Origin of the sequence: Phenylobacterium ferrooxidans (genome assembly GCF_042714595.1) — a bacterium.
GTDB lineage: Bacteria > Pseudomonadota > Alphaproteobacteria > Caulobacterales > Caulobacteraceae > Phenylobacterium > Phenylobacterium ferrooxidans.
Genome location: NZ_JAOTJD010000002.1, coordinates 32,729 through 50,358 on the forward strand (window position 1 = coordinate 32,729; position 17,630 = coordinate 50,358).

The 17,630-nt window shown below is 68.4% G+C and carries 16 protein-coding genes; 12 read left to right on the forward strand and 4 right to left on the reverse strand.

Translation table 11 applies throughout. The features are described from left to right. The first annotated feature begins 56 nt into the window (after positions 1-56). The 8 genes from OCL97_RS01575 (at position 57) to OCL97_RS01610 (ending at position 10,165) form a co-directional block, all read left to right on the forward strand. Entirely contained in the window at positions 57-2,237 is a 2,181-nt protein-coding gene (locus OCL97_RS01575) for a serine hydrolase domain-containing protein (RefSeq protein WP_377366986.1), read from the forward strand. 207 nt (positions 2,238-2,444) lie between these two features. Beyond that, a complete protein-coding gene (fliF, locus tag OCL97_RS01580) occupies positions 2,445-4,106 on the forward strand; it encodes a flagellar basal-body MS-ring/collar protein FliF (protein ID WP_377366988.1) in 1,662 nt (553 codons plus the stop codon). After that, positions 4,106-5,137, forward strand: a complete 1,032-nt coding sequence (gene fliG, locus OCL97_RS01585) for a flagellar motor switch protein FliG (protein ID WP_377366990.1) — start codon at positions 4,106-4,108, stop codon at positions 5,135-5,137. The genes fliF and fliG overlap by 1 nt, the downstream gene beginning before the upstream one ends. Continuing rightward, positions 5,137-5,790: a FliH/SctL family protein gene (locus tag OCL97_RS01590; protein WP_377366992.1), complete on the forward strand. Its 654-nt coding sequence runs from the start codon at positions 5,137-5,139 to the stop codon at positions 5,788-5,790. Before fliG ends, OCL97_RS01590 begins: the two co-directional genes overlap by 1 nt. 5 nt (positions 5,791-5,795) lie before the next feature. Continuing rightward, complete coding sequence (gene fliN / locus OCL97_RS01595; protein ID WP_215338970.1) at positions 5,796-6,131, forward strand: flagellar motor switch protein FliN; 336 nt, start codon at positions 5,796-5,798, stop codon at positions 6,129-6,131. 28 nt (positions 6,132-6,159) lie between these two features. Further along, the gene (gene flbD, locus OCL97_RS01600) at positions 6,160-7,530 is read left to right on the forward strand and encodes a sigma-54-dependent transcriptional regulator FlbD (RefSeq protein WP_304781773.1); all 1,371 of its coding nucleotides are present in this window, start codon (positions 6,160-6,162) and stop codon (positions 7,528-7,530) included. Between the two features lie 59 nt (positions 7,531-7,589). After that, positions 7,590-9,689: a flagellar biosynthesis protein FlhA gene (flhA, locus tag OCL97_RS01605; RefSeq protein WP_377366994.1), complete on the forward strand. Its 2,100-nt coding sequence runs from the start codon at positions 7,590-7,592 to the stop codon at positions 9,687-9,689. 95 nt (positions 9,690-9,784) lie between these two features. Continuing rightward, positions 9,785-10,165 (forward strand): DUF4282 domain-containing protein, encoded by a 381-nt coding sequence (locus OCL97_RS01610; protein WP_377366996.1) that lies wholly within the window; start codon positions 9,785-9,787, stop codon positions 10,163-10,165. 24 nt (positions 10,166-10,189) lie between these two features. On the opposite strand, the gene OCL97_RS01615 is transcribed toward OCL97_RS01610, so the two are convergent. From OCL97_RS01615 to OCL97_RS01630, 4 genes are all read right to left on the reverse strand, one after another. After that, entirely contained in the window at positions 10,190-11,227 is a 1,038-nt protein-coding gene (locus OCL97_RS01615; protein ID WP_377366998.1) for an endo-1,4-beta-xylanase, read from the reverse strand. Further along, positions 11,224-11,637, reverse strand: a complete 414-nt coding sequence (locus tag OCL97_RS01620) for a flagellar export protein FliJ (protein ID WP_304781758.1) — start codon at positions 11,635-11,637, stop codon at positions 11,224-11,226. Before OCL97_RS01620 ends, OCL97_RS01615 begins: the two co-directional genes overlap by 4 nt. After that, the gene (gene fliI / locus OCL97_RS01625; protein WP_305338162.1) at positions 11,634-12,971 is read right to left on the reverse strand and encodes a flagellar protein export ATPase FliI; all 1,338 of its coding nucleotides are present in this window, start codon (positions 12,969-12,971) and stop codon (positions 11,634-11,636) included. The genes OCL97_RS01620 and fliI overlap by 4 nt, the downstream gene beginning before the upstream one ends. A gap of 69 nt (positions 12,972-13,040) precedes the next feature. Next, positions 13,041-13,436 (reverse strand): hypothetical protein, encoded by a 396-nt coding sequence (locus OCL97_RS01630; protein ID WP_377367001.1) that lies wholly within the window; start codon positions 13,434-13,436, stop codon positions 13,041-13,043. A gap of 3 nt (positions 13,437-13,439) precedes the next feature. On the opposite strand from OCL97_RS01630, the gene OCL97_RS01635 reads away from it, so the two are divergent. From OCL97_RS01635 to arsC, 4 genes are all read left to right on the forward strand, one after another. After that, positions 13,440-13,772: a LytTR family transcriptional regulator DNA-binding domain-containing protein gene (locus OCL97_RS01635; RefSeq protein WP_377367003.1), complete on the forward strand. Its 333-nt coding sequence runs from the start codon at positions 13,440-13,442 to the stop codon at positions 13,770-13,772. Between the two features lie 230 nt (positions 13,773-14,002). Beyond that, complete coding sequence (ctrA, locus tag OCL97_RS01640; protein WP_304819868.1) at positions 14,003-14,698, forward strand: response regulator transcription factor CtrA; 696 nt, start codon at positions 14,003-14,005, stop codon at positions 14,696-14,698. A gap of 145 nt (positions 14,699-14,843) precedes the next feature. Next, on the forward strand, positions 14,844-17,249 hold the full coding sequence (locus OCL97_RS01645; RefSeq protein WP_377367005.1) for a M20/M25/M40 family metallo-hydrolase: 2,406 nt from the start codon (positions 14,844-14,846) through the stop codon (positions 17,247-17,249). 23 nt (positions 17,250-17,272) lie between these two features. Beyond that, the gene (gene arsC, locus OCL97_RS01650) at positions 17,273-17,623 is read left to right on the forward strand and encodes an arsenate reductase (glutaredoxin) (protein ID WP_377367007.1); all 351 of its coding nucleotides are present in this window, start codon (positions 17,273-17,275) and stop codon (positions 17,621-17,623) included. Positions 17,624-17,630 lie beyond the last annotated feature (7 nt).

Below are 17,630 nucleotides of genomic sequence, written 5' to 3' on the forward strand. Positions count from 1 at the left end.
TGGCCTCTCTACAAGGGGGGCTTGCGCCAGCCCTTTACCCGAAGCCGATCCAATCGATGAATTCCGTCGCCAAAGCCGCCTTCGCCGCGCTCCTCCTCCTGGCCGCACCGGCCATCGCCCAGGACGCCGCCGCGCCCCCCGCGACCTCCGCGACCCCCACCGCCGCTAACCCGCAGGGACCTGTGCCCTATGAGACCCTGCGTCGTCCGGTCCGGCCCGCGGCCCGCAGCGTGGCGCGCCCGGCCGCCGCCGCGCCCGCATCTGCGGCCGCCACGGCCGCTCCCACCTCCAGCCTGACCACCATCGCGCCCGCAGCGCCGCTGGCGGCCTCCGGGGCGCGCCTGGCGCCGGGCCAGCCCCTGCCGCCGGCCGAACTTGAGGCCTATGTCGACGGCGTCGTGAAGGACGCCATGGACCGGGAGCACATCGCCGGCGTCACCGTCTCGGTGATCCAGGACGGTCAGGTGGTGCTGAAGAAGGGCTACGGCTTCGCCAGTCTCTCCCCGGCCCGCAGGGTCAATCCTGACACGACGCTGTTCCGCGTGGGCTCGATCTCCAAGACCTTCACCTGGATCGCCCTGATGAAGGAGGTGGAGGCCGACCGCATCCGCCTGGGCCAGCCGATCAACCTCTACCTGCCTGAACAGCTGCAGGTGAAGGACCAGGGGTTCCACACGCCGATCCGCGTCCGCAACCTGCTGGACCACTCGACGGGCTTCGAGGACCGCGCCCTGGGCCAGCTGTTCGAGAAGAACCCCAGCCGCGAGCGGTCGCTGGCCGCCTATCTGCGCCAGGAGCGGCCTCGCCGAGTCCATACGCCGGGCGCGGTCGCCAGCTACTCCAACTATGGCGCGGCGCTGGCCGGCCAGGCGGTGTCCTACGCCTCGGGCAAGCCCTTCGAGCGGCTGATCGAGGAAGAAATCTTCCTGCCTCTCAAGATGAACCACACCACCTTCCGCGAGGCGCGTCCGACGGAGGCGGGGCTGCCGGCGCCCATGCCTGACGCCCTGCAGGACGACCTCTCGGAAGGCTATCGCTGGACGCCCACCGGCTACAGCGCGCGACCCTACGAATACATCGGCCACATCGGGCCGGCCGGCTCGGTGTCCTCCACCGCCGGTGATATGGCGCGCTACATGCAGATGTTGCTGAACGGCGGCAGCCTGGACGGCGCGGCCATCTACGGCCCGCGCACCGCCAAGGCCTTCGCGACGCCGCTGCGGCGAACCGCGCCAGGGATCAACGGCTGGCTGCACGGCTTTGCGACCTACGACCTGCCCGGCGGCCATCAGGGCTTCGGCCATTCCGGCGGCACCCTGTCGTTCCTGTCGAACATGGTGGTGGCGCCGGACCTGAAGCTGGGCGTGTTCATCAGCACCAACACCGAGACCGGCGGCGATCTGGTCACGCGCCTGCCCGAGCGCATCGTGGCCCAGTTCTACGCGCCGCCGATGCCCTTCCCGCGCAAGGGTGTCCCGGCCCTGGTGGACAACCGCAAAGCCTATGAAGGCTACTATCTGGGCACCCGGCGCGCCTATCGCGGCCTGGAGTCCTTCGTCGGCAAACTGATCAGCGGTGTCTCGGTCAGCGTCACCGACGACGGCCGCCTGGTGACCTCCGGCGGCATGGGCGACCCCGCCCGCAGCTGGGTTCCGGAGGGCGATCCGCTGAGCGGCCGCTTCATCTCCACCACGGGCGCAGAGCGCCTGAGCTTCGAGGTCGCGGACGGCAAGGCGGTCAGTTTCAGCCGGGCGACCGGGGCCTCCACCTTCGAACGCACCGGCTTCTGGAACCGCCCCACGACCCTGCTGATCCTGGGGGTCCTCACGGCCCTGGCCTCGGCCGCCACCCTGGGCGGCGTGCTGCTGCGCAACCGCCGCGAATTCCGCGAGACCGGGATCCAGAGCCGCGCCAGCCTGATCCAGAACATCCAGGCCGCGCTCTGGCTGACTTCGATGGTGCTGTTGCTGGTCTGGGCGTCGAAGACCAGCGACCTGGCCAACATCATGTACGGCTGGCCCGGCGCGACCCTGGTGATCGCCTCGGCCTGCGCCTTCGTCGCCACCCTCCTGACGGCCGGCACCCTGCTCATGGCGCCCGCCGTATGGCGCGGTGGCCGCCGGGTGGACAGCTGGACCCAGGCCCGCAAGGCCGGGTTCACCTTCACCGTGCTGCTCTACACCGCCTTCTGCGTGGTCCTGGGCCTGTGGGGCGCGCTGGCCCCCTGGGGCGGCTAAGCGCAGCCTCGCCGGACCGGGATCCACGAGGGAAACAGCGCGCGTCTTTGGCGCGTCCTCCCCTTAGACCTGCGACATCGCGTCCTTCGGTCCGCGACAGCGAAGCTGAGATGTAAACGCGTCGTTTACCAAGCACTGGGTAAATCCTGCCTAGCGGCGGGCGCATTCTGTGACGGCCCCCCGCATTGAAACAGGGACGGCCTCGCGTTGAACAGTTTCGTCGCCTCCTTGCAACGGTTCGGCATCGGACGGGTCGCGGCCCTGCTGGGCATCGGCATCGGCGTGGTCGCCGCGATCGTCGCGCTGTCCATGAACCTCGGCCAGCCCAAGTCCCTGCTCTATTCGAACCTGGACCTGAAGGAGGCCGGCGCCATCACCGCGGCCCTCGACCAGGCCAATGTGAAATATGAACTCAAGGGCGACGGCTCCACCATCCTGGTGGGCCGCGACGAGGTGGCCTCCACCCGTCTGCTGCTCTCGGGCAAGGGCCTGCCGACCTCGGGTTCGGTAGGCTACGAGATTTTCGACAACGCCAACGCCATGGGCCAGACCGACTTCGTCCAGCAGCTGAACCGCCAGCGCGCGCTTGAAGGCGAACTGGCCCGCACCATCCAGGCCCTGGACGGCATCACCTCGGCCCGGGTCCATCTGGTCCTGCCCAAGCGGGAGCTGTTCGAGGAAGAGGCCGAACAGCCGTCGGCCTCGGTCAGCATCGGGGTTGGTGGGCGCCAGCCGAGCGCTGACCAGGTGCGCGCCATGCAGAACCTGGTGGCGGGCGCGGTTCCCAACCTGAAGCCCGACCGGGTGACCGTGGTGGACCAGCACGCCAAGACCCTGTCGGGCGGCGAGGCCGGGGACGCCATGGCCGCCGACGGCCGCAAGAGCGACGTTGAACAGCGGATCACCAAGACCATCAAGGCCCTGGTGGAGGGCATGGTCGGCGCCGGCAAGGCCCGGGTCAACGTCACCGCCGACCTCGACCTGTCGCGGGTCACCATCGCCGAGGAAAAGTTCGATCCGGACGGCCAGGTGATCCGCTCGGAATCCACCACCGAGGAAACGGCCAAGGAAAACGGTCCCGCCACCGATGGTCAGGCCACGGCCGCCAACAACATCCCAGGCGGAACGGGCGCGGAGGGTGACAACAGCATCTCCAACAGCGGCAGCACCGAATCCACCACCAACTACGAGATCTCCAAGACCACCCGCACCGAGGTGAAGGAGCCCGGCCAGCTGAAGCGCATCTCCGTGGCGGTGGCGGTCGACGGGGTCACCGCGCCCGGCAAGGACGGCAAGCCGGGCGCCTACACGCCCCGCAGCGCCCAGGAGATGGAGCGTCTCGAGCAACTGGTGCGCACCGCGGTGGGCTTCGATGAAGCCCGCGGCGACCAGGTGACCGTGGTCAATGTCCGTTTCCCCTCCTCCGTTGACGCCGACGGGACGACGGCGGCCAGCCCGCTGATGGGCTTCGACAAGAACGACATCATGCGCGCCGCCGAACTGGGGGTGATGGCCATCGTGGCCCTGGCCATGATGATCTTCGTGGTCCGCCCGATGCTGAGCGGCGGCAGCGGTCGGGGCGGGGCGGCTGGCGGCGGGCTGCCGGCCCTCACCATGGCCAGCGCGCCGCAGATGACCCGCATCATCACCACTGCCGACGGCCAGCCGATGCAGGTGGCCGTCGATCCGAACACCGGCCAGCCCCTGGCCCTGCCTGGGCCCGGCAACGAGCTGGATCAGCGAATCGACATCGCCCGCATCGAGGGCCAGGTGAAGGCCTCCTCCGTCAAGCGGGTGGCCGAATTCGTCGACAGCCATCCTGAAGAGTCGGTGTCGCTGCTGCGCACCTGGCTGCATGAGACCACCTGATGGCTGTCGCCTCCAAAGGCAAGGCGATCACCGACCCGGCCCGGCTCAGCGGGCCGGAAAAGGCCGCTGTCATCCTGCTGGCGCTCGGCGAGGACCACGGCACCATCTGGCAGCAGCTGGACGACGAGGAGATCAAGGAGATCTCCCAGGCCATGGCCGGCCTCGGCAACGTGGCCGCCTCGGTGGTCGAGCAGCTGCTGGTGGACTTCATCTCCGGCATGTCCGGCGCCGGCGCGATCATGGGCTCCTTCGAGCAGACCCAGCGCCTGCTGGCGGCCTTCCTGCCGGCCGAGAAGGTCGACACCCTGATGGAGGAGATCCGCGGTCCGGCGGGTCGCACCATGTGGGACAAGCTGGGCAACGTGAACGAGGCGGTGCTCGCCAACTACCTGAAGAACGAATACCCGCAGACCGTCGCCGTGGTGCTGAGCAAGGTGAAGTCCGAGCACGCCGCCCGCGTGCTGGCCGCCCTGCCCGAGGACTTCGCCCTGGAGTGCGTCACCCGCATGCTGCGGATGGAGCCGGTGCAGCGCGAGATCCTCGACAAGATCGAGCAGACCCTGCGCACCGAATTCATGTCGAACCTGGCGCGCACCTCCAAGCGCGACAGCCACGAGATGATGGCCGACATCTTCAACGCCTTCGACCGCCAGACCGAGGCCCGCTTCATCGCCGCCCTGGAAGAGCGCAACCGCGAGAGCGCCGAGCGCATCCGCGCCCTGATGTTCGTCTTCGAGGATCTGTCAAAGCTCGATCCCGGCGGGGTCCAGACCCTGTTGCGGGCGGTGGAGAAGGATCAGCTGGGCCTGGCGCTCAAGGGGTCCTCCGACAGCCTGCGGGAGATGTTCTTCTCCAACATGTCCGAGCGCGCCGCCAAGATCATGCGCGAGGACATGGAGAGCATGGGCCCCGTGCGCCTCCGCGACGTCGACCAGGCCCAGATGGCCATGGTGCAGGTCGCCAAGGACCTGGCCGCCAAGGGCGAAATCATGCTGGCCGGCGCCGGCAGCGATGATGAGCTGATCTACTGATGACCAGCGATATCCCCCACGAAAAGTTTGGCTTCGACACCGTCTTCGACGGGGTGGGCGATGTCGCCTTCGCCGCCCCGCGTCCGAAGCGCGCCTACACCGCCGAAGAGGTCGAGGCCGTGCGCCAAACCGCCTTCGCCGCTGGCGAAAGCCAGGGCCTGGCCTCCATGGCCGCCTTGCAGGCCCAGTCCCTGTCGCGGGTGGCCGACGCCGCGCGCGCCGCCCTGCCGACCCTGGCGGAGGTCGCCCATGAGCACCGGCTCGGCTCGGCTCACCTGGCGCTGGCCTGCGCCAAGGCCATAGCCGACGCCGCCCTGGCCCGCTTCCCCGAGGCCCCGATCCTGGCGGCGCTCGAGTCCCTGGCCCGCGAGATCGAGGCCGCGCCGCGCCTGGTGGTGTCGGCTTCTCCCGATCTCGCCGTCGTGCTGGAGCCCCTGCTGGCCGAAGTCGCCCAGGGCATCGGCTATGCCGGGGCCATTCACATCAAGGAGGGCGCCGGTCTCAGCGGCGCCGCCTTCACCCTCGACTTCGGCGACGGCGCGGCGGCCTACGACCCCGCGGCCGCGGCCGAGCGCGTGGCGGAAGTCCTGGAAGCGGCGCTCGCCGCCGAGGGCCTGCACGCCGAACCCCTTATTCCTGGAAGTGAAGGCTGACCCCCATGGCCGAGAACGGACTTGAGCTCGACGAATTCGCCCCCGGCGATCCGCTCGCCGACATGTCGATGGACATGGAGGACAAGACCGCCACCGACCTGGCGCCGGTCTTCGACGTCCCGGTCTCCATTTCCGCGGTGCTCGGCCGCGCCACCATGTCCGTGGCCCAGCTGCTGCAGCTCAGCTCCGGCAGCGTGCTCGAGCTCGACCGCAAGGTCGGCGAGGCCATCGACATCTACGTCAACAACCGCCTGGTCGCCCGGGGCGAGGTCGTCATCGTCGACGAACGCCTGGGCGTGACCATGACGGAAATCATCAAGGACGGGGACTCGGCGGCCTGACGGCTGCTGGTGTCTGAGGAGATTTGATATGCGGCTTCTGGTCGTCGGAAAATTGAACGGGCAACTGTCCACCGCCGTGAAGATGGCGATGTCGGCGGGCGCCAAGGTCAGCCATGTGGAGACCATCGCGGCCTGCACCCACGCCCTGCGCGCGGGTCAGGGGGCCGACCTCCTGCTGGTGGACTATGACCTCGATATCGCCGCCCTGATCGCGGCCAACGAGGCCGAGCGCATCCGGGTGCCGGTGGTGGCCTGCGGGGTCGACGCCGATCCCAAGCGGGCCGGCGACGCCATCCGCGCGGGCGCCAAGGAGTTCATCCCCCTGCCCCCCGAGGCGGAGATGATCGCCGCGGTGCTGGCCGCCGTCTCCGACGACAACAAGCCCATGGTGGTGCGCGACGCCGCCATGCAGGCCGTGATCTCCCTGGCTGATCAGGTGGCCGGCTCGGAAGCCTCCATCCTGATCACCGGCGAGAGCGGCTCGGGTAAGGAAGTCATCGCCCGCTACGTCCACCAGAAGTCGCGGCGGGCGTCCAAGCCCTTCATCTCGGTCAACTGCGCGGCCATCCCCGAGAACCTGCTGGAGAGCGAGCTGTTCGGCCACGAGAAGGGCGCCTTCACGGGCGCGCTCGCCCGCCGCATCGGCAAGTTCGAGGAGGCCAACGGCGGGACCCTGCTGCTGGACGAAATCTCCGAGATGGATGTGCGCCTGCAGGCCAAGCTGCTGCGCGCCATCCAGGAGCGTGAGATCGACCGGGTCGGCGGCTCCAAGCCGGTGAAGGTCGACATCCGCATCCTGGCCACATCCAACCGCGACCTGGTGCAGGCGGTGAAGGACCATACCTTCCGCGAAGACCTGCTCTATCGCCTCAACGTCGTGAACCTGCGCCTGCCGGCCCTGCGCGAGCGGCCCGGCGACGTGGTCGCCCTGGCCGAATTCTTCGTCAAAAAGTACGCCGCCGCCAATGGCGTCGCCGAGCGCCCGCTGTCGGGGGAAGCCAAGCGCCGCCTGGCCGGCCACCGCTGGCCGGGCAATGTCCGCGAGCTGGAAAACGCCATGCACCGCGCCGTCCTCCTGGCTGTCGGCCCGGAGATCGACGAGGCCGCCATCAGACTGCCCGACGGCCAACCCCTGGCCGCCCCGGACCCTGGCTCGCGCACGGCCTACGCCGCCGCCACCGCCGCCGAGTCGGCGACCCGCAACTTCGTCGGACAGACCGTGGCGACCATGGAACAGCAGCTGATCATCGACACCCTGGAGCACTGCCTGGGCAATCGCACCCACGCGGCCAACATTCTCGGGATCTCCATCCGGACTCTGCGCAACAAGCTCAAGGAATACAGCGAGGCCGGCGTCTCGGTCCCCGCGCCGCAAGGCGCGGGCGCTCACGCCGCCTAGTCGTCTGATCTTGCTTTCGGCCTGACATCTTCGGAGAGCAGGCGTTTCGGATTCCCACCATGGCTGACGTCCCCGCAGGTTACGGCACCAACCGCCCCTCCGCCGGAGAGGTGTGGAGCTGGATCGCGCGTGGCGAGGTGGCCCTGGCCATCGGCGTCATCGGCGTCATCGTCCTGCTGATCCTGCCGATCCCGGCCTTCGTGCTGGACGCCCTGCTGGCGCTTTCGATCACCAGCGCCGTGCTAATCCTGATGACCTCGCTGCTGATCAGCCGGCCGCTGGAATTCACCGCCTTCCCGACGGTGCTACTGGTCTCCACCCTGTTCCGTCTGGCCCTGAACATCGCCTCGACCCGCCTGATCCTGGGCCACGGCCACGAGGGCGCGCACGGGGCCGGCAAGGTCATCGAGGCCTTCGGTCACCTGATGACCGGCGGCAGTTTCGCCATCGGCCTGATCGTCTTCGCCATCCTGGTGCTGGTGAACTTCGTGGTCATCACCAAGGGTTCTGGCCGGATCGCCGAAGTCGCCGCCCGCTTCACCCTGGACTCCATGCCCGGCAAGCAGATGGCCATCGACGCCGACCTGTCCTCGGGCCTGATCGACGAGGATCTGGCCAAGAAGCGCCGCAAGGAGCTGGAGCAGGAATCGACCTTCTTCGGGGCCATGGACGGCGCGTCCAAGTTCGTGCGCGGCGACGCGATCGCCGGCTTGGTGATCGTCGCCATCAACGTCATCGGCGGCATCCTGATCGGGGTGATCCAGCACAAGGTGCCCATCGCCGAAGCTGCCGCGACCTACACCATCATGACCATCGGCGACGGTCTGGTGAGCCAGATTCCCGCCCTGATCATCTCCATCGCGGCAGGTTTCCTGGTTTCCAAGGCCGGCGTCGACGGCTCGGCCGACAAGGCCCTGGTCACCCAGCTGGCGATGAACCCCATCGCGCTCGGCATGGTGTCGGCCACCGCCGGCGTCGTGGCCCTGATCCCGGGCATGCCGATCATCCCCTTCGCCGTTGTCTCCATCGCCGCCGGCGTGCTGGCCTGGCGGCGGGGGCACGCCAAACCCTTGGTTCCCGAGCAGAACTCGCTCACCGTCGCCGCTCCCACCGCCGAGGAACAGGAAGAACCGATCAGCCAGACCCTGGCCATCGATGAGATCAAGATCGAGCTCGGCTATGGCCTGCTGCCGCTGATCAACGACCTCGAGGGCCGTCGCCTGACCGACCAGATCAAGGCCCTGCGCCGGACGCTGGCCACCGACTACGGCTTCGTGATGCCGGCGGTGCGCATCCTCGACAACATGCGCCTGGCCAGCCAGGGCTACATGATCCGCATCAAGGAGATGGAGGCCGGTGGCGGCGAGGTTCGCCTGGGCTCCCTGATGGCCATGGACCCACGCGGCGGCCAGGTGGACCTGCCGGGCGAGCACATCCGGGAGCCGGCCTTTGGTCTCCCCGCCACCTGGGTGGATGACAGCCTGAGGGAGGAGGCCACCTTCCGCGGTTACACCATCGTCGATCCGGCCACCGTGCTGACCACGCACCTGACCGAGATCCTCAAGGAAAACATGCCCGACCTGCTCTCCTACGCGGAGCTGCAGAAGATGCTCAAGGACCTGCCGCCCGAGCAGAAGAAGCTGGTGGACGACCTGGTGCCCCAGGTGGTGTCAGCCACCACCATCCAGCGCGTCCTGCAGGCCCTGCTCAAGGAGCGGGTCTCGATCCGGGACCTGCCGTCGATCCTGGAGGGCATCGGCGAGGCCGCGCCGCACACCCAGTCCATCACCCTGCTGGTGGAACAGGTTCGCGGCCGGCTGGCGCGCCAGCTCTCCTTCGCCCACCGCGGCGACGACGGGGCCCTGCCGATCATCACCATGTCGGCCGAGTGGGAGAACGCCTTCGCCGACGCCCTGATCGGCAACGGCGACGAGAAGCAACTGGCGCTGGCCCCCTCGCGCCTGCAGGAATTCATCCGGGGTGTGCGCGACAGCTTCGAACGCGCGGCGCTCAACGGCGACTCACCGGTGCTGCTCACCAGCCCGCAGATCCGCCCCTATGTGCGCTCGATCATCGAACGCTTCCGCGGCCAGACCCCGGTGATGAGCCAGAATGAAGTACACCCCAAGGCCCGCCTCAAGACGGTGGGGACGATCTAGGCGCCCCGTCAACGTGTGGGCCGTTGCAGGCGCGCTTTTCCACTGGTAGCGGTTTCGCCCACGGGGCGATTGTCGGCTCCGAGCTTGGACATCGCATGCTGCCATCCAAACCCAAACTCCGGCACGGCGCGGGCGCAAGTCTCTTCTGGGACCTGCTGACCTTCGAGCGGCTGATGACCAACCAGGTCATTCACCTGATCTATTGGGCGGGCCTCGGGGTCATCGCCCTGATCGCCTTTGGGTTCATCGGCACCGCGGTCGGCGTGGCCCTGCGCGAAGAGCTGCTCATGGGTATCCTGCTGGCCGCCAGCGTGCTGGTCGGCGGTTTCCTGGTGGTGGCCGCCCTGGTGCTGCTGTGGCGGTCGTTCTGTGAACTCTATGTCGCCCTGTTCCGCCTGAGCGACGACCTGCACGCCATCCGCCAGGCCACCGACGCGGAACACTCAGTCCGGCCTCCGCCCGCTCAGCAGGGGTAGTGTTTCAGAGGGGGCTAGGGCCTCTCAGCCCAATCCCTGAACCCAAGCAGCGGCCGCCGGCTTGGGATTTCCATTCACATCGAAGAGCAGGGGCGCGTCGGCGCCATCCTCTCTCTTGCGCCAGGATTCCTGGTCCCGCAGTCCCCAGGTGGTGAAGGCGAACTGCTGGCGTTGCGGCAGGGCCGAGAAGGCCTCGGCCGCCTCGCGGTAGAGGTCGGCCTGGCGGGTCAGGCGCTCATTGCGATCGCCCCCCTCCTGCAGGGAGACGTCCATCTCCGAGATATGGATCGGCAGGCCCAGGGAGGCGAGGTCGGCGATGGCCGCCTTGATCAAGCCCCTCTGGTCGCCCGCCGCCAGGTGGGTCTGGGTGCCCAGGCCGCCCAGGGGCGCGCCGGCCTTCAGCAGCGCCTCGGCCAGCTTGAGGAACGCCGTGCGCTTCTTGGGGTGGGTTTCGAGGAAGAAGTCGTTGAGGAACAGCACGGCGCCGGGATCGGCCTCGCGGGCATGCTGGAAGGCCAGCACCATGTGCTCCAGCTTGCCGAGCTTGCGCGCCCAGAGGCTGTCGCGCCAGCCGCTGCCGTCGTCCAGCACCGTCTCGTTGATCACGTCCCAACCCACCGCCTGGCCGCGATAGCGCCCCACCACCGCCAGGATGTAGTTGCGGTAGGCGTCGGCGAAGCTGACCCGGCTCTCGTCCAGATCGGTGAAAGCCGCCGGAGCCTGATCGTACCAGACCAGGGTGTGGCCGAAGAGGCGCAGGCCGTGGGTCTTGGCGAACGCGGCGATCTGGTCGGGCCCATCGAAACGGAAAGAGCCGTCCGGCTGGGCGATGTACTCCATTTTCATCTCCCACTCGGGCGTGAGTTGGGAGACCTGCTCGACGAGCAGCCGCACGAGATCGCGGTCCTCAAGATGGACGGCTTGAATGCAGACACCCACCGGGAACGGCGCGATGCTTTTCAAAGGTGGAAGGCTGACCGGCCCCGTCTGGGCGTCGGCGCCGCAGGCCGCCAGGGCCAGGGCGGAGCCGACAAAGGCCCGCCGATGCAGGCCGGAAATCATCGCGCCCCGGCGGCCCGTCGCAGGCCCAGTTCGTCGAGGGCGGCGGTCTCGAGCTTGGCGACCTGCTTGGCGCGGGCCTTGGCGATACCGTCGGCCACCTGCTCGTATTTCTTCTGCTCTTCGTAGGCCAGTGAGAGCGCGTCGCGGGCGCCGGCTTCCTCGTCGGCGATACGGTTGATCTCCACCTGGGTCGCGGCCTTGCGGACCCGCAGGCCCTCCAGGAAGCCCACCTGATACCAGCCGTGCTCGGCGTCCTCACGGGCGCGCTGCGACTCCGCCTCGCCCTCGGCCTCCAGCAGGACCAGCTTCATCTCGGCGGCCATGCGCCGGTCGGTGATCTCGCCCAGGCGCTTTTGCAGGATCTCGACCTCATAGGTCGAAAGCTTGATCAGACTGTCTGCCCAGCTCATGCGGCCTCACTCATAAGAATTTCGGCCAGGCGTTCGAAGCTTTCTTCGAGGCCGCAGGCCTCGTCCTTGTCCTGGCCAAGGAAGGCTTCTAGTTGCGGGTTCAGGGCGATGGCCCGGTCGACCGCGGGATCGGCGCCGGTGCGGTAGGCGCCGATGCGGATCAGCTCCTCCATATTGGCGTAGGCCGCCAGGGTCTGGCGGGCGTTGGTGACGATCTGACGCTCGTGCGGCAGGTGGCAGCCCGGCATTGTCCGGCTGATGGACTTCAGCACGTTGATCGCCGGGAAGCGGCCGCGCTCGGCGATGGCGCGCTCCATGACGATGTGGCCGTCGAGGATACCGCGCACGGCGTCGGCGATGGGTTCGTTGTGGTCATCCCCGTCCACCAGCACAGTGAAGATGCCGGTGATGGGGCCCGCCGTGGTCCCGTCCGGACGGACGGGTCCGGGTCCGGCGCGCTCCAGCAGCTTGGGCAGCTCGGTGAAGACGGTGGGGGTATAGCCCTTGGTGGTGGGCGGCTCGCCGGCCGCTAGGCCGATCTCGCGCTGGGCCATGGCGAAGCGGGTGACGCTGTCCATCATGCACAGGACTTCGAGGTCCTGGTCGCGGAGGAACTCGGCGATGGCCAGGGTCATGTAGGCCGCCTGGCGGCGCTTCAAGGCCGGCTCGTCGGAGGTGGCTACCACGACGATGGCGCGCTTCAGGCCTTCCTCGCCAAGGGTCTCCTCGATGAACTCGCGGACTTCCCGGCCTCGCTCGCCGATCAGACCCACGACAACGACGTCGCAGTCGGATTCCTTGGCCAGCATGGAGAGCAGCACTGACTTGCCGACGCCGGAGCCGGCGAAGACGCCAAGACGCTGTCCACGGCAGCAGGTGGTGAAGACGTTCATGGACCGGACGCCCAGGTTAAGCCGCTCCCCCACCCGACCACGAGCATGGGCGGCCGGCGGCGCCGCGCGCAGGGGATAGGCGGCGGGGCCTTGCGGCAGGGGGCCGAGGCCGTCGATGGGGTCACCGAAGGCGTCGATGACGCGGCCAAGCCAGGCCCGGGTCGGGCGGACGGCCGAACCCATGGGATCAATGCGGATTTCCGCCCCAGGGGCCACGCCCTCGACAGGGCCGAACGGCATCAGCAGGGCGCGGGTTTCACGGAAGCCGACCACCTCGGCCTGGAGGGGCTTGTCGGCGCGGCGTTCGATCTCGGCGCGGGCCCCGACCGACAGGCGGGTCAGCCCGCCGCGGGCTTCGATCAGCAGACCGTTCACCGCCGCGACGCGACCCGAGACGGTCAGCGGATCGAGACGCTCGACGGCTGCGACGAGGTTGCGCAAGACGGGGAACTCCGGGGGAACTCTTCAGCCCCACAGAGTCCGCCCGACGCTGTTAACCGGTGGTGAAGATCACCCCATCCGGCGCAGGCCTGCGGCGATGCGCGCAGCGGCCTTCGGGTAGCGCGCGGCGAGCTTGGCCGTACCCAGGGGGCGGCGGGCGGCGGCCCGGATCAGGGCGGGCCGAACCGTGTGGGCTAGCAGAGGTTTCGCGGTGCGGGCGATGGCGCCTCGCCCGGCGAAGGCGGCGATGGCGCCGATGGCCAGACCGCCAAGGGCGATGGCCAGGACCGGGTGGGCCTTCACGTGGTCGCGGAAGGTCGGCTTGGCCTTGAGCTGGACCCCGGCCAGGGGATCGCCGGTGACGGCGTCATTGGCGGCGCCACCGAGGGAGGCGGACCCGGCCTCCAAGTCCTCGTTGAGGACGGGGGCGAGGCTGACGCGGTCGTTGGAATAGGAGGTGGGCATGGGGTGGCCTTTCGAATTCAAGGGCTTCGACCGTCCAAACTCCCAAGGCGCCCGGCTGTTCCGTCCGAATGGCGCTTGCCGATAACGATCTCCCGATGCGGGGTCCATACGATCTTCGGTTCGGCGTTAATCTTGATGCGGCTTTCGGACGCGGTCTCCCGCACCAGCGGCGAGGGGCTTGAGGTCCATAGATCCTGGTGGGTGGCCAAGGGTGCGATCCGCCATGTGAGCCGCGACGGCCGCAATCTCAGGCTCAACCTATTGAACGGACTCGAGGTTCGGGTCGCCCGCCGCGCCGTCATACGCCTCAAGGAGCTCGACCCGGGCCCCGGCTGACGAACGCCCGCCGTATGGCCAAGCCTGTCCAATCACAAAAGATTCACCCCGCCCGCGACTCTCCGCCCGGCGGCCGCGCTTGCTGGAGATTCCGAAATCGAGTTAACGATTCGGTCAGAGGCCTTTCACTATTAACCGGTCTTAAATTAACTCGCTGGCAAGGTAGCCGTGAGGGACGACGTGGATTCCGAAGAATCCAATTTTAGGCGCGGGCGGTTCAGGAGAATTTTATGCGCGTACTGTTGATCGAGGACGACAGCGCTACTGCGCAGAGCATCGAGTTGATGCTCAAGTCGGAAGGCTTCAATGTCTATACGACGGACCTTGGCGAAGAGGGCGTGGATCTGGGCAAGATCTACGACTACGACCTCATCCTGCTGGACCTGAACCTGCCCGACATGAGCGGCATGGACGTGCTCCGCACGCTGCGGGTCGGCAAGATCAACACCCCGATCATGATCCTGTCGGGCTCCGCCGAGATCGACACCAAGGTCAAGACCTTCGGGGCCGGCGGCGACGACTACATGACCAAGCCCTTCCACAAGGACGAGCTGGTCGCCCGCATCCACGCCGTAGTCCGCCGCTCCAAGGGCCACGCGCAATCGGTCATCAAGACCGGCGACATCACCGTGAACCTCGACGCCAAGACCGTCGAAGTGAACTCCAGCCGCGTCCACCTGACCGGCAAGGAATACCAGATGCTGGAGCTGCTCTCGCTCCGCAAGGGCACCACCCTCACCAAGGAGATGTTCCTCAACCATCTCTACGGCGGCATGGACGAGCCCGAGCTGAAGATCATCGACGTGTTCATCTGCAAGCTGCGCAAGAAGCTGGCCGCGGCCGCCGACGGCAAGCACCACATCGAAACCGTCTGGGGCCGCGGCTACGTGCTGCGCGACCCCCAGGAGACCGCCGTCGCGGCCTAAAGACCGCAAGCGTTCCACCTCCAGGAATTCGGCAGAGCGCCCGCCCTCACCGGCGGGCGTTTCTGTTTGCGCCTCACACGTGCCGGGGTTTGCGTCCCAGGGGGCCGAGCCGCTAACGTCCGCGCCTGTCGCTGGGGGAGCGCTCATGTTGAGAAAAGATGTCCTGGTGGCCGTGGTCCTGGCGGTCGCCCTGATCGCGGCGGCCGTGGCGAACATGACACCCAGGCCGCTGGGCCTGGATGCGCCGGCCAACGTCTTCTCGGCCGGCCGCGCCATGGTCGACAACCGGGTGATCGCCAAGGTCCCCCACCCCACCGGCTCGCCCGCCAACTACGCCGTGCGCAACTACCTGGTCAGCCGCATGACGCAGCTGGGCCTGTCGCCGCAAATCCAGCGCATCGACGCCTTCCAGGAGCGGCCGGGCAAGGAGCCCCTGGTGATCGGCGGCGTGGTGGAGAACGTCATCGGCGTCCTGCCCGGCAAGGACCGCAGCGCGCCGGCCCTGGCCCTGATGGCCCACTATGACAGCGTCCCGGGCTCCCCCGGGGCGGCCGACGACGCCGCCGGGGTCGCGGCCGGCCTGGAGATCATGCGCATCCTGAAGGCGCAGGGTACGCCGGCCCGTGACGTCGTCCTGCTGCTCACCGATGGCGAAGAGGCGGGCCTGGTCGGCGCGACGGGGTTCTTCCAGAGCCATCCCCTGGCCCGCCGCATCGGCTTCGTCATCAACATGGAGGCCCGGGGCGGCGGCGGGCCGGCCAACATGTTCGAGACCGCGGCGGCCAACGGCGCGGTGGTGGACATGTTCCGCAAGGTGGCGCCGTCGCCGGCCTCCAGTTCGCTGACCGTCTATCTCTACAAGCAGTTGCCTAACGACACCGACTTCACGGTGCCCCGAAAGGCCGGGATCGCCGGGTTGAACTACGCCTTCATCGCCCGGCAGTTCGACTATCACTCGCCGGTCTCGACGCCGGAAAACCTCAGTCAGGGCAGCCTGCAGCACCTGGGCGACGAGGTGCTGGCGACGGCCCGCGAAGCCGCCTTCGCGCCCGCCCTGCCGGGCAAGGCGCCCGACAAGGTCTATTCCAACACCCTCGGCTCTTATCTCTTGGCCTACCCGCCCCTGGCAGGCTGGGGGGTGCTGGCCGTGGCGCTCGCCCTGACGGCGCTGGGCGTCTGGCGCGCGCGCCGGGTCGACGCCTTTGTCTGGGCCGACGTCGCCAAGGGCGTCGGGGCGGCGCTCTACCTGCTGCTGACCTCGGCCACCCTCTTCATGCTGGCGCGCCGGGTGACAGGCGCGGGCTTTGGCTTCTACGACCAGGCCAAGCTGCTGGCCAATGTCCACCTGTGGGAGCTGGCCCTGCTGGTGGTGGGGATCGGCGCCCTGCTCTACACCGCCGCGGCGGTGGGCCGGGGACGCATGCGCCTGGCGGCCGCGGGCCTGGCCCTGCTGGCTGGCTTCCTGTGCACCGCCCTGTCGGATTGGAACCTCATCGGCCTGGGGATCGGTGGAGCCGGGGCCGTCGTGGCCCTGCTCGCCTTCGGACGCCCCGCGGGCGTCGCCGGAACCTGGACCGGGGTGCTTTGCCTGGCCTTCCTCGCCGCCCTCGCGCTCCAGATCATGGCCCCCACAGCCGCCTTCCTGATCGCCTGGCCCCTGGCCTTTGGCGCCTTGGCCGGCGCCGTCAGCGGCATGGGGACCTGGCGGCCCATCGCCGCGCCGATCATTGTCGCCGTGCTGGCGGCGGTGGGCCTGCAATGGGTGCTGAGCTACGCGCACGGTGTCTTCATCGGCATCGACATGGTGGAGGTCCAGGCGCTGTTCGTCTGGCTGAGCGCCCTGCTGCTCTGGCCGCTGATCCAGGCCGAGCCGGAGGAGACCCGCCCGCGCACCGTGGCCCTGATCGTCCTGGCGGTGGGCTTCGCGGTGGTGGGCCTCGTCCGAGCCATCCCCCCGTGGAGCGCGCGCCATCCGCAGCCCGCCATCGTGACCTATGTCGTCCAGGGAGCCACCGGCCAGGCCAAGCGCTTCAGCCTGGCGCCCAATCCGCCGGACTGGGCGCGCACCGTCCTCAAGGCCGACGGCGGCCACATCGTGCAGGATGTCGCGCCGGGCGGCTGGCGGGGTTCCCCTGGCGACATCCTGTCGGCCTGGGCCAAACCGGTGAACCCCCTGCCCCCCGCGGTCATGCTCAACCGCGTGATCGACGGTTCCCTGGAGGTGAGGATCGTGCCGCCGGCCGGCGCCCGGACCCTGACCCTGGACATCCGCCCGACAGGCAAGCTGACCGACGCCACGATCAACGGCCGCCCGGTCAAGCTGCTCACCCAGCCTGGCCAGTGGAACCGCATCTATTGGCAAGGCGCGGCCGAGGGCGTGGCGGTCGGCTTCCGCGCCAAGGGCCCCGGGGTCATAGACACCCGCTACACCGCCACCACCGAGGCCTGGCCAACCGACGCCAAGCCCCTGCCCAAGATGCCGCCGAAGGTCTCTGGAAACTCGATCTCGGGTTCCACCATCGTCACCGGCGAGCAGCGGTTCACCTGGTGAGGCGGAGAGGCTAAAGGAAGCCCATGAGCGACATCACCATCTATCACAACCCCGCCTGCGGCACCTCGCGCAACACCCTGGCCCTGCTGCGTGAGAAGGGCCTGGACCCGACGGTCGTGGAGTATGTGAAGGTCGGCTGGACCCGGGATCAGCTCCACGACCTGACCAAGGCCATGGGGGTCGGGGCGCACGACATCCTGCGGGTCAACGGCACCCGGGCCGATGAGCTGGGGCTGAGCGATCCGGCCGCCTCGGACGAAGCGCTGTTCGCCGCCATGATCCTGGAGCCGATCCTGGTGAATCGGCCTATTGTCGTAACATCCAAGGGGGCCATCCTATGCCGTCCGGCGGAACTCGTGCTTAGTCTTCTGTAGAGGAGGC